This is a genomic window from Pseudomonas sp. Pseusp11, assembly GCF_047304405.1.
Taxonomy (GTDB): domain Bacteria; phylum Pseudomonadota; class Gammaproteobacteria; order Pseudomonadales; family Pseudomonadaceae; genus Aquipseudomonas.
Map to the genome: position 1 here is coordinate 24,853 of NZ_JBGLZF010000051.1, position 12,316 is coordinate 37,168.

Here is a 12,316-nt window from a genome sequence, read left to right on the forward strand (position 1 = left end):
GATTAAAGATCATCGAATATTGGCCGATTCATCATGGTTAAGGAAAGGATTCCCCCGAGCGATGTTCAGGCCAAGGCCCTGACGCTTGGGCTACATTCGCGCTAAAAAAAGACGCGAGATCCCATTCCGTGATGACTCGATGACACTTGTCGCCGAGCCGACCAGTCCAGGTATATGGCGCACAATGACTTCTAAAAACAATCCGGCCACCGCGGTATCCGACCTGACCCTGAGCCCCGCGGCGAACAGCCCCTCATCGTCGAAGCCATTGCCCCCGTCGCGTCCGCTGTCGACTCAGCAATACCTGTACTTCACCGAAACCAATACCGACCGCATCCTCGACAACCTCGACGGCCTGCGCGACCTGGTGTTCCCGCGCCCGCCCCATCTGGAAGGCGACAACGAACAGCACAACGACCAGGAATTCCCCTCGGTGTGCCTGATCGGCTTGGGCCGCTGCGGTTCGAACATCGCGCTGGACGTGGCGGAGCTGGTGTACAACGCCCGCAAGTTCTACCTCAACGAATTCAACAACGAAGACCGTCTGTCGCCGGATAAACGCTACGCCGAAAAGGGCTACAGCCCGGCGCAGTGGATTCGCAACAACCTGCGCCTGGGGCCGAACAAGGCCACCAAACCGGTATTCCTGGTGGAACCGCTGGTGATGCTCGGCGACCTGGACAAGGACATCGCCGGTCGCATCCGTTTCTCGCGCAAGGGCGAAAAAAGCGGCTTTTTGCGCGACTACAGCAAAATGAAAATCATGGACTTGTCGGAAGTCCACGCCGGTGGCGCCGGTAACGCGCCGATCCTCGGCCAGTACCTGGCCAAGATCATCCTGAACAAGGACACCCAGCGCTTCTCCAGCCCCGACTGGAAGATGATTCACTCGTACCTGATCGACAGCTGCGGGATCAAGGCCAACCAGTCGCGCCTGTACTTCTCGATCTTCAGTGCCGGTGGCGGTACCGGTTCGGGCATGGCCTCGGAATTCGGCCTGGCCCAGCAGCACTCGTACATGAACAAGACGTTCGACACCAAGCCGATGGACGAACACGACGGCAAGAGCGGCCATTCCTTCGTCTTCGAGCCGATCTTCACCAGCGGCATCTGCGTACTGCCGAACATTTCCGATCACCGCAGTGAAATGTCCGAAGCGCTGCACATCAACGCCGGTCGCCTGCTGTGTAAATACCTGTCGGAAGAGTGGGACTTCTCCTACAACTTCGCCAACGAAGACAGCAGCGAAGCCAGCGTCATGGGCCGTATCCGCCCATGGAACGCGATGATGCTGATCTCCAACGACATCATGCGTTATGCCGAAGAAAGCGATGACGGCAACATCCAGAACATCGACGTCAACGCGATGGAAAAGCACGCCAACCAGTACATCTCACAGCAGATCTTCAACATTCTGACAGCGCAGGCGGTGACCACCGACTACGACCAGAACTATTTCCGTCGTGCCGGCATCGACATCGGCGAAACCATTCGCCTGGACGCCAACGACCTGTTCATGAGCCTGGCCGGCCCGGTGGCCATTGCCTACGCCGAGTCCGTGGTGCCGGAAACGCCGCCGCCAAGCAGCGACAAGTTCAAGGTGTTCGACAAAGAGCCGCAGCGCCTGAACATCGACGACCTGTTCTTCCGCTCCATCGACCTGCCGCACTTCAACAAAGTCACCCAGGCAATCGAAGGCATCAGCCTGTTGCCAATCGAGTCCAAGCGCTACCGCGCCTCGCTCGAGCAGTACAAGAATTCGGGCTATGACGCGGCCGCGCTGCACGACCTGCACTTCTTCAAGAATTGCTCGTCGGTGGTGTCGATCGTGTCCCTGCCGAAAGACTACAAGCTGTCCTACATGGACCTGAACCGGTTGAAGACCCACCTCAACAGCCTGTTCCCCAACACCACGCTCAAGCGTTATGCACTGGTGATCGGCGCCTCGGCCAACCTGTCGCTGACCACCCTGATCGCCAAGAGCCCGTGCCTGTCGGACGACTTCCTGACGCTGATCGTGGCGTTCATCAAGCGTTGCTTCGCAAAAAATCCGTATCGCTTCGACGAAACGCTGGATAACTCGATCCTGGACTTCATCATCCATGAAGACTTCGACGAAGACCGGATCGACGACCTGCTCAACGAATTCGAAAACCCGGCGAAGATCCTCGACACCAACTGGTACGCGATCAAACCGATGTACGAGAAGAAGTACCGCGAGCTGATCAACGACAAGGACAAGTTCGTCTCGATCAATGACATTCGTTTGTCGCGCGATTGCGTGAAGAAGGCGATCAAGTACCTGCGCGAGATCTACCGTCACCGGATTGGCAAGACCAAGGTTATTTCGCTGAATAACCATACGGGCAAGACGGCTTATTGAGGTCGAGCCTTTAACGATCGCAGCCTTGTGATGATCGTTTCCACGCTCCGCGTGGGAATGATCACAACACCCAGAAACAATTGAGCAGCCCATCGGCTGCTCAATAAACTGTTCCCGTTACGTTTACGTCACCGTTATACCGGCCTTTCTGTGGCCTTTCTCCACGGCAACGTGCCATCACGCTACTCGGCTACACACTTTTGCCCGACAAAACCAAGCACCATATCGGTGCGAGCATTCAAGCCGTCGCCCTTTCCTGGATCATAATCCACGGCGAAACAACCACGGCCCACAGCTCCGGATCACGCTCGAAAATATCCAGCGCCCGCGTTTCAGACAGCTTGGCGACCTTGTCGGCGGCCAGCCAGGCAGCGACTTTCTCGCCTTCATCCGTCGCTACGGCCTCCGCCGCCGCGATCAAATCCAGACCAGGATCGACCCACAATAGGGCACCCTTGGCAAAGAACGGCTCCAACTCTTTCCAGGTAATAGATGCGGTTTCACCAAGCAGCTTGGCATAGAGGGTGCTAGGTTCTTGAGTCATGGGTTGCTGTCCGCAAAAGAAATCGATGTGAATGATAACGTCGGTATTGCGCCAGAAAAACCCGGATGCAATTGCGTCACCGATTGAAAAACCCGGGAAAGCCAGGGAATGCTGTCGCTTCAAGTATTAGCCAGCTAACATCCTGCCGCGATTCTGTCTTTTTCTTTCAACAAAGCGACACCCTCAGGGTTTGCCCCCTGGCGCCAGCTTCCCAGGCTAACAATCGGCGCTCTACACTGTACCGGTACAGTTGCCGGGGGCATTTTCCGGAGGATATCGACGATATCTGACCCGGTTCTGCTGCTACGGCGCCAGGACTATAAAAACTACAACAGCAAGAGTGGAGCACTATGACTAAGGCTACTAAGCAGATTTCCAAACTGTTTGCCGCTATGGTTCTGGCCGGGGTTGCCAGCCATTCGTTCGCCGCCGACACCATCAAGATCGGCATCGCCGGCCCTAAAACCGGCCCGGTCACTCAATACGGCGACATGCAGTTCATCGGCGCCAAGATGGCCATCGAGCAGATCAACGCCAAAGGCGGCGTCGACGGCAAGATGCTCGAAGCCAAGGAATACGACGACGCGTGCGACCCTAAACAAGCCGTGGCCGTCGCCAACAAAGTGGTCAACGATGGTGTGAAATTCGTTGTCGGCCACCTGTGCTCCAGCTCCACCCAGCCAGCTTCGGACATCTACGAAGACGAAGGCGTGATCATGATCACCCCGGCCGCCACCAACCCGGACATCACCACCCGTGGTTACAAGCTGGTGTTCCGCACCATCGGCCTGGACAGCGCCCAGGGCCCTGCCGCCGGCAACTACATCGCCGATCACGTGAAACCGAAGATCGTTGCTGTGCTGCACGACAAACAGCAATACGGTGAAGGCATCGCCACCGCCGTGAAACAGACCCTTGAGAAGAAAGGCGTCAAGGTTGCCGTGTTCGAAGGCCTGAACGCCGGTGACAAGGACTTCTCCTCGATCATCCAGAAGCTCAAGCAAGCCAACGTCGACTTCGTCTACTACGGCGGCTACCACCCGGAGCTGGGCCTGATCCTGCGCCAGTCCCAGGAAAAAGGTCTGAAAGCCAAGTTCATGGGGCCTGAAGGCGTCGGCAACGACTCCATCTCGCAAATTGCCCAGAATGCTTCCGAAGGCCTGTTGGTCACCCTGCCGAAATCCTTCGACCAGGACCCGGCCAACAAAGCACTGGTACAAGCCTTTGCCGACAAGAAGCAGGACCCAAGCGGTCCGTTCGTGTTCCCGGCCTACTCGGCTGTCGAAGTGATTGCCGAAGGTATCAAGGCTGCCAAGAGCGAAGACACCGCCAAGGTGGCTGAAGCCATTCACAAAGGCACCTTCAAGACCCCGACCGGTGATCTGTCGTTCGACAGCAAGGGCGACCTGAAAGACTTCAAATTCGTGGTCTATGAGTGGCACTTCGGCAAACCAAAAACCGAAGTTTCCCCTCAGTAAGCTAGCTCCATGATTAATAAAGCCCACTGCGCAAGCAGTGGGCTTTGTTTTACGAGATTAATGAGTCAGAGTCCCGCGATCCGGGAGTTGGCTTACCTGAAAATCTTAAAACCGTCACCAGCGGTTCGCTGGCAAACGCTCGTGCGAAGGTGGCCACAGACCACACAGCCCGGGCCGGAACATGACTCCACCAGTGAAATGCGTATCAGGTTTTTAGGAGCGCTGTAATGCCTGAGATCTATCACTTCTTCCAACAGCTGGTTAATGGGATGACCATTGGCAGCACCTATGCCCTTATAGCCATTGGCTACACAATGGTTTACGGCATTATTGGAATGATTAACTTCGCCCATGGCGAGGTCTACATGATCGGTTCCTACGTGGCCTTCATCGTCCTTGCCGGACTGGCCATGCTGGGTATCCATTCTCTGCCGTTGTTGATGACCGCCGCTTTCCTGGCGACCATCGTAGTGACCAGTGCCTACGGCTACAGTATCGAACGGATCGCCTACCGCCCTCTGCGGGGCAGTAACCGTCTGATCCCGCTGATCTCCGCCATCGGCATGTCGATCTTCCTGCAGAACTCCGTACTGCTCTCGCAGGACTCCAAGGACAAATCGATCCCCAACCTGATTCCGGGCAGCTTCAGCTTCGGTCCAGGCGGCGCAGAGGAAGTGCTGATCTCCTACATGCAGATCCTGGTGTTCGTGGTGACCCTGGTGGTGATGCTCTGTCTCACCCAGTTCATCTCGCGTTCACGTCTGGGACGCGCCTGTCGGGCCTGTGCCGAAGACATCAAGATGGCCAACCTGCTGGGCATCAACACCAACAACATCATCGCCCTGACCTTCGTCATCGGTGCCGCCCTGGCGGCCGTGGCGGCAGTACTGCTGAGCATGCAGTACGGCGTGATCAACCCTAACGCCGGATTCCTGGTAGGCCTCAAAGCCTTTACCGCGGCGGTGCTGGGTGGCATCGGCAGCATTCCGGGCGCCATGCTCGGTGGTCTGGTGCTGGGGGTAGCCGAAGCATTCGGCGCCGATATATTCGGTGACCAGTACAAGGACGTGGTGGCTTTCGGCCTTCTGGTCCTGGTGCTGTTATTCCGGCCAACCGGCCTGCTGGGTCGTCCGGAGGTTGAGAAAGTATGACTAGGAATCTTAAACAGGCGCTGTTCAGCGCCCTGCTGGTATGGGCCGTGGCCTATCCGGTACTCGGCCTGAAACTGTCCATCGCCGGGATCAACCTCGAAGTGGAAGGCGCCAGCACCTCCACGCTGATCATCATCGCCACCTGCTCGGTGCTGATGTTCCTGCGTGTGCTGTTCGACCGCGAATACTCGGCGGCCATGAGCTCCGTGCCCAAGGGCAAACTGATCCCGGCCAGCGCGAGCCACTTCCTGACCCTGCCGACCACCCAGCGCTGGATCATCATGGCGTTGATCGTCGCGGCACTGGTGTGGCCGTTCTTCGGTTCACGCGGTGCAGTGGACATCGCCACGCTGATCCTGATCTACGTGCTGCTCGGCCTGGGCCTGAACATCGTGGTCGGTCTGGCGGGTCTGCTCGACCTTGGTTACGTCGGTTTCTACGCCGTGGGCGCCTACAGCTATGCGCTGCTGTCGCACTACTACGGCCTGAGCTTCTGGATCTGCCTGCCGATTGCCGGGCTGATGGCGGCCACTTTCGGCTTCCTGCTCGGTTTCCCGGTGCTGCGTCTGCGCGGTGACTATCTGGCGATCGTGACCCTGGGCTTCGGTGAGATCATCCGCCTGTTCCTGCGTAACCTGACGGGCCTCACCGGCGGACCGAACGGCATCAGCAACATTCCCAAACCGTCGCTGTTCGGCCTGACCTTCGAAAGAACGGCCGCCGAAGGCATGCAGACCTTCCACGAGTTCTTCGGCCTGACGTACAACCCGGTCAGCAAGGTGGTTTTCCTCTACCTGGTGGCACTGTTGCTGGCACTGTTCGCGCTGTTCGTGATCAACCGCCTGCTGCGCATGCCGATCGGCCGTGCCTGGGAAGCCTTGCGCGAAGACGAAATCGCTTGCCGTGCCCTGGGCCTGAACCCGACCGTGATCAAGCTGTCGGCCTTCACCCTGGGTGCCTGCTTCGCCGGTTTCGCCGGTAGCTTCTTCGCCGCTCGCCAAGGACTGGTCACTCCGGAGTCGTTCACCTTCATCGAGTCGGCCACCATCCTCGCCATCGTGGTGTTGGGCGGCATGGGCTCGCAGTTGGGCGTGGTTCTCGCGGCTGTCGTGATGATCCTGCTGCCCGAACTGATGCGTGACTTCAGCGAATACCGCATGTTGATGTTCGGCGCCTTGATGGTGCTGATGATGATCTGGCGTCCTCAAGGTCTGCTGCCCATGCAACGTCCTCACATGGAGCTGCGTAAATGAGCAGAGAGATCCTGAAAGTAGATGGCCTGAGCATGCGCTTCGGCGGCCTGTTGGCGGTCAATGGCGTAGCCTTGAGCGTCAAAGAGAAACAAGTGGTATCGATGATCGGCCCCAACGGCGCCGGCAAGACCACTGTATTCAACTGCCTGACCGGGTTCTACAAACCCACCGCCGGCACTATCCAGCTCAATGGTGAAGCGATCGAAGGCCTGCCCGGCCACAAGATCGCCGGCAAAGGCGTGGTGCGGACTTTCCAGAACGTGCGGCTGTTCAAAGACATGACCGCCGTGGAAAACCTGCTGATCGCCCAGCACCGCCACCTGAACACCAACTTCCTGGCCGGTCTGTTCAAGACCCCGGCGTTTCGCCGCAGCGAACGCGAGGCCATGGAATACGCCGAGTTCTGGCTGGAAAAGGTCAACCTCAAGGAGTTCGCCAACCGTCCGGCCGGCACCCTGGCTTATGGTCAGCAGCGCCGCCTGGAAATCGCCCGCTGCATGATGACCCGTCCAAGCATCCTCATGCTCGACGAACCGGCCGCCGGCCTCAATCCGCGGGAAACCGACGACCTCAAGGCGCTGATCGGCACCCTGCGTGAAGAGCATAATGTGACGGTGCTGTTGATCGAACACGACATGAAACTGGTCATGAGCATTTCCGACCATATCTTCGTGATCAACCAGGGCACACCGTTGGCCAACGGCACGCCTGAGCAGATCCGCGACAATCCTGAAGTGATCAAAGCCTACCTGGGGGAAGCGTAAATGCTGCAGTTCGAAAACGTTTCCACCTTCTACGGCAAGATCCAGGCGCTGCACAGCGTCAACGTCGAAGTCCGCCAGGGCGAGATCGTGACCCTGATCGGCGCCAACGGTGCCGGCAAGTCGACCCTGCTGATGACCCTCTGCGGTTCGCCGCAAGCCCACAGCGGCAGCATCCGCTACATGGGCGAAGAGCTCGTCGGCCAGGACTCGTCGCACATCATGCGTAAAAGCATCGCCGTGGTTCCGGAAGGCCGTCGGGTGTTTGCCCGTCTGACCGTCGAAGAAAACCTCGCCATGGGCGGGTTCTTCACCGACAAGGGCGACTATCAGGAACAGATGGACAAGGTTCTGGGACTTTTCCCACGCCTGAAAGAACGCTTTGCCCAACGCGGCGGCACCATGTCCGGCGGCGAACAGCAAATGCTCGCCATCGGCCGCGCGCTGATGAGCAAGCCCAAGCTGTTGCTGCTCGACGAGCCATCGCTGGGCCTGGCACCGATCATCATCCAGCAGATTTTCGACATCATCGAACAGCTGCGCAAGGACGGTGTGACAGTGTTCCTGGTGGAGCAGAACGCCAACCAGGCCCTGAAAATCGCTGACCGTGCCTACGTGCTGGAAAACGGCCGGGTGGTGATGAGCGGGACCGGTGAAGCACTGTTGACCGACCCGAAAGTGCGCGAAGCGTACCTCGGTGGTTAAGCCTTTGCGGTAAACAAAAAACGGCCTTCGGGCCGTTTTTTTGTGCCTGGCACAAACCTCACCGAAGGCTGCTCCTACGGGGGGCTGTGTATCTTTAGCACAACCTGAATGATAAAGAAGAAGCCCTGTCGGAGGAGCCCCGCCTCATAAACGCCATTGATCTATAGAGTCATCTTGAATATATTTGTATCTACAGATAAACAAGAAGTGATCACCATGACAGCAACCTCCCAGGCACAAGGATTCACCAAAGACCAGTGCGTGACTGGTTTGCGAGCAGCTGTAGGCATACTCGAAAAGTGGCAGGCATCGGGCGATCAGGCCTGTCGTATCCTGCGCATTTCCCGCAGTACGTACTCACGGGCAAAACAGCGCGATCCCGATTGGTCCGTAAACCTGGATTCAGACCAGATGCAGCGCATCAGTTTTATTCTCAACATCCATGCCGCTCTGCGTCTTGTCTTTGATAACCCTGAGAACGTCTATGGTTTTCCGACGATGGCGAACGAAAACGAGTTCTTCAACGGGCGTACCCCGCTCGAAATCATGTCCCAGGGGGATATGATTTCCTTGTACGAGACGTTTCGGCGGATCGACGTGCTGCGAGGCGCACAATGGTAATGGTGAGCCAGTTGCCAGTATTGGCCGGTGAGCAGTTGCAGGCCTACCGATTGATCAATTCAAAGTTTCCGCCCATTGCGTTGTTTGACGACGTGGCGGACGCGAACGAATTTGATGTTCTGTATCAGATACAGGCCCTCACAAATCCGAGGCTGCAAAATGAGGTAGGTCGGCTTGAGCTGATACCGCGTGCGGAAATTCCCTTTGGCATCCCTGGATGCTCTTATGCGACAGCCCCTTTCACCCACGTCAACCCAACAGGCTCGCGTTTCAGCGATGGCAGTTTCGGCGTGTTGTACTTGGCTGCCTCGATGGAAACTGCTCTGGCTGAGGTACAGCATCACCAAAACCAGTATTGGTCGAATGTCCAGAGTCTCAATTACGAGAGGTTTGTTTTCCGGGGGTTATCCTGCACTTTCGTTGACGAAGCAATGAGGGATGCCGTATCCATTCCGATGCACGATCCTATCTACGATCCCGTCGACTACACGCACTCACATCGCTTGGGTAAGGCAGTCAAGGATGCAGGGGGCCTTGGCCTGCGATACAACTCCGTGCGTATGCATGGCAACTACTGCTGGGCGCTGATGACTCCCAGACCAGTCTCATCAGTCATTCAAACAGCCCACTACGAGATGATCTGGAACGGCCAGATCACTAGTGTTAATAAAATCAGCATTGCATAACTGTCTTATCGGCGCGATAGCACGAATCCGTTGTCAGTCAGCATCAATGCTAAATGTCATGACGCTATCGCGCGCCCTCCCACAGGGGATTGATGGTGTTTTGAGGATTTTTGAAAAAAATCTGCAGTCAGCTGTAACACCCCGCCCTGTCGTTTCTCTAGAGCGGTAAGCAAGCACAAACGCTTGCCATACCAAGCTCAATTTCGGAGAAACATCATGACTGCTACCACCCGCACCCTGTCCGCCACCGCCCTGGTTCTGGCACTTGGTTCTGCCCTGAGCATCGCCGCGGTCTCCACTGCCCATGCCGCTGACGCCAACATGGAAAAATGCTTCGGCGTGGCCATGAAAGGTCATAACGATTGCGCCGCTGGTGCTGGTACCACTTGCGCTGGCACCGCCAAAACCGACTACCAGGCCAACGCCTGGAAGCTCGTCCCCAAGGGCACCTGCGCCACCACAATGAGCAAGACCTCGCCAACCGGTTTCGGCCAGATGGAAGCCTACAAAGCCAAGTCGTAATCAGTCCCCCAGCCTGAGTGTCGACCATGAACCATTCATTCTCCGGGCTCCCGCCCCGCTCCGGGCTGGGGCTCAAGACCGAGCACTTTCGTGAAGTGCTCGGTGCACAACCGGACATCGGTTTCTTCGAAGTCCACGCCGAAAACTACATGGTAGCCGGCGGCCCGTTTCATCATTTTCTGGGATTGATCCGCGAGCAGTATCCGCTGTCGCTGCACGGTGTTGGCCTGTCCATCGGTGCCGAAGGTCCGCTGGATGGTCAGCACCTGCAAAGGCTGGCCGCGCTGATCGAGCGCTATCAACCCCACTCCTTTTCCGAACATCTGGCCTGGTCCAGCCATGGCCCGGTGTTTCTCAATGACCTGCTGCCCCTGGCCTACGATGCACCGACGCTGAACCGCGTCTGCGAGCACATCGATCAGGTGCAGAACACCCTCAAACGCCCGATGCTGCTGGAAAACCCGGCGACATACCTGGCGTTCCAGCACTCGACAATCGATGAAGCCGACTTCATCGGTGAAGTCATTCACCGCACCGGCTGCGGCCTGCTGCTGGACGTCAACAACGTTTACGTTTCCTGCATCAATCACCAAAAAGATCCGCTGGCCTACATCGACGCCCTGCCGCTGCACGCGGTGGCAGAGATTCATCTGGCGGGGTTTGCCGAAGACACCGACAGCCTTGGTGACCGACTGCTGATCGACGATCACGGCGCGCCCGTCGATAACGCGGTGTGGGCACTGTACTCGCGGGTGCTGGAGCGGGTCGGCCCGATCGCCACGTTGATCGAGCGCGACAACCGGTTACCGGCCTTCAGCGTGTTGCACGCCGAAGCCCGTCATGCCGATGAGTTGCTGCACCGCGCGGGGAGCCGGCCATGAGCACTCAAGCCGCTTTTGCCGCCGCCCTGCTCGATCCACAACGGTCCTGCCCCGAGGGTTTGTGCAGCGCCAACGGTGCCGATCCGGCCAGCCGTTTCGCGGTGTATCGCAACAATGTGCAGAGCTCGCTGATCGACGCCTTGGCCGACAGTTATCCGGTGGTTGTGCAGCTGGTCGGTGATGAGTTTTTCCGGGCGATGGCAGGGCTGTATGTGCAAGGTTGCCCACCGCAGAGCCCGCTCATCAACGACTACGGCAAGGACTTCGCCGAGTTCATCGACAGTTTTGAACCGGCAGCCAGCGTGCCTTATCTGGCCGATGTGGCGCGGCTGGAGCGCTTGCGCGTTCAGGCCTATCACGCCGCTGATGTGCAGCCTTTGGGCCATGAGCAAATCGCCGCCGTGCTGTCGGACCCACAGGCACTGAGCGAGCTGACGGTCGGGCTTCACCCCTCCTTGAATCTGCTGACTTCAGCCTTCGCCGTGGTCGCAATCTGGGCGGCGCATCAACAGGACGCGACGCTGGCAGGGATCGACCTCGGCCATGGGCAAAACGCGCTGGTGCTGCGTAACGAACTGGAGGTTGAGGTCTTCGCCATCGACCACGGCGCCAGCACCTTCATTCAGAGCCTGCGACTCGGCCAGCCCCTGAGCCAAGCGCTGGAACGCGCGCCGGCCTTCGATCTCAGCCAAACCCTGGCACTGCTGATCAGCCACAACGCCATCACTCATTTACACCACAACCAGGTATCGCTATGAACATTCAGCACAACCCCATCGCCCGCGCCATCGTGCTGCTGGAAAAAATCCCCCACAGCCTGATCGCCTTTATCGCGCGTTTTTCCATTGCCGCGGTGTTCTGGAAGTCCGGGCAAACCAAGGTGGAAGGCCTGGCCATCGACTTGATCGACGGCACCTTTGAACTCGGCGTGCCAAGGCTGGCGGACTCGACCATCCCGTTATTCCAGAGCGAATATCACCTGCCGTTGCTCTCCCCGGAACTGGCGGCGCACCTGGCGGCCTTCGCCGAGCATTTCTTTCCGATACTGATCCTGATCGGCTTCGCCACGCGCTTTTCGGCCCTGGCGCTGCTGGGCATGACCCTGACCATTCAACTGTTCGTGTACCCCGATGCGTATCCGACCCACGGCACCTGGGCGGCGGTGTTGCTGTACTTGATGGCGACTGGACCTGGCAAGTTGTCGATTGATCATCTGATTGCCCGGCGTTACGCCCACTAAACGCTGGATAGGGCTCCCTTGTAGGAGCTGCCGAAGGCTGCGATCTTTTGATCTTGCTGTTTTCGGAGCCGCTGAAAATCAAGATCAAAAG

General features: G+C 57.9%; 13 protein-coding genes. 12 read left to right on the forward strand and 1 reads right to left on the reverse strand.

Features of this window, described 5'->3' with window-relative positions:
• The first annotated feature begins 184 nt into the window (after nucleotides 1-184).
• On the forward strand, nucleotides 185-2,383 hold the full coding sequence (locus ACCC96_RS26880; protein ID WP_019647896.1) for a hypothetical protein: 2,199 nt from the start codon (nucleotides 185-187) through the stop codon (nucleotides 2,381-2,383).
• Nucleotides 2,384-2,621: 238 nt separating this feature from the next.
• Here ACCC96_RS26880 and ACCC96_RS26885 read toward each other — a convergent pair whose 3' ends face one another.
• Nucleotides 2,622-2,927 (reverse strand): DUF2288 domain-containing protein, encoded by a 306-nt coding sequence (locus ACCC96_RS26885; protein WP_413697394.1) that lies wholly within the window; start codon nucleotides 2,925-2,927, stop codon nucleotides 2,622-2,624.
• 350 nt (nucleotides 2,928-3,277) lie between these two features.
• Between ACCC96_RS26885 and ACCC96_RS26890 the strand changes: the two genes are divergently transcribed.
• From ACCC96_RS26890 to ACCC96_RS26940, 11 genes are all read left to right on the forward strand, one after another.
• On the forward strand, nucleotides 3,278-4,405 hold the full coding sequence (locus tag ACCC96_RS26890; RefSeq protein WP_019580926.1) for a branched-chain amino acid ABC transporter substrate-binding protein: 1,128 nt from the start codon (nucleotides 3,278-3,280) through the stop codon (nucleotides 4,403-4,405).
• A 227-nt stretch (nucleotides 4,406-4,632) separates the two neighbouring features.
• Nucleotides 4,633-5,556, forward strand: coding sequence for a high-affinity branched-chain amino acid ABC transporter permease LivH (gene livH, locus ACCC96_RS26895; protein ID WP_007935857.1), 924 nt, complete (start codon nucleotides 4,633-4,635; stop codon nucleotides 5,554-5,556).
• A complete protein-coding gene (locus ACCC96_RS26900; protein ID WP_019647894.1) occupies nucleotides 5,553-6,809 on the forward strand; it encodes a high-affinity branched-chain amino acid ABC transporter permease LivM in 1,257 nt (418 codons plus the stop codon). The genes livH and ACCC96_RS26900 overlap by 4 nt, the downstream gene beginning before the upstream one ends.
• Nucleotides 6,806-7,573 (forward strand): high-affinity branched-chain amino acid ABC transporter ATP-binding protein LivG, encoded by a 768-nt coding sequence (livG, locus tag ACCC96_RS26905; protein ID WP_018926895.1) that lies wholly within the window; start codon nucleotides 6,806-6,808, stop codon nucleotides 7,571-7,573. The genes ACCC96_RS26900 and livG overlap by 4 nt, the downstream gene beginning before the upstream one ends.
• On the forward strand, nucleotides 7,574-8,275 hold the full coding sequence (locus ACCC96_RS26910; protein ID WP_007935860.1) for an ABC transporter ATP-binding protein: 702 nt from the start codon (nucleotides 7,574-7,576) through the stop codon (nucleotides 8,273-8,275). It abuts the gene before it with no gap.
• Nucleotides 8,276-8,491: 216 nt separating this feature from the next.
• Complete coding sequence (locus ACCC96_RS26915) at nucleotides 8,492-8,896, forward strand: antitoxin Xre-like helix-turn-helix domain-containing protein (protein ID WP_019647893.1); 405 nt, start codon at nucleotides 8,492-8,494, stop codon at nucleotides 8,894-8,896.
• Entirely contained in the window at nucleotides 8,890-9,582 is a 693-nt protein-coding gene (locus ACCC96_RS26920) for an RES family NAD+ phosphorylase (RefSeq protein ID WP_026345678.1), read from the forward strand. The genes ACCC96_RS26915 and ACCC96_RS26920 overlap by 7 nt, the downstream gene beginning before the upstream one ends.
• A gap of 216 nt (nucleotides 9,583-9,798) precedes the next feature.
• Nucleotides 9,799-10,104 (forward strand): DUF2282 domain-containing protein, encoded by a 306-nt coding sequence (locus ACCC96_RS26925; protein WP_018926899.1) that lies wholly within the window; start codon nucleotides 9,799-9,801, stop codon nucleotides 10,102-10,104.
• 26 nt (nucleotides 10,105-10,130) lie between these two features.
• The gene (locus ACCC96_RS26930; protein WP_413697390.1) at nucleotides 10,131-10,985 is read left to right on the forward strand and encodes a DUF692 domain-containing protein; all 855 of its coding nucleotides are present in this window, start codon (nucleotides 10,131-10,133) and stop codon (nucleotides 10,983-10,985) included.
• The gene (locus ACCC96_RS26935) at nucleotides 10,982-11,743 is read left to right on the forward strand and encodes a DUF2063 domain-containing protein (protein ID WP_413697391.1); all 762 of its coding nucleotides are present in this window, start codon (nucleotides 10,982-10,984) and stop codon (nucleotides 11,741-11,743) included. The genes ACCC96_RS26930 and ACCC96_RS26935 overlap by 4 nt, the downstream gene beginning before the upstream one ends.
• Nucleotides 11,740-12,225, forward strand: a complete 486-nt coding sequence (locus ACCC96_RS26940) for a DoxX family protein (RefSeq protein ID WP_413697392.1) — start codon at nucleotides 11,740-11,742, stop codon at nucleotides 12,223-12,225. The genes ACCC96_RS26935 and ACCC96_RS26940 overlap by 4 nt, the downstream gene beginning before the upstream one ends.
• Nucleotides 12,226-12,316 lie beyond the last annotated feature (91 nt).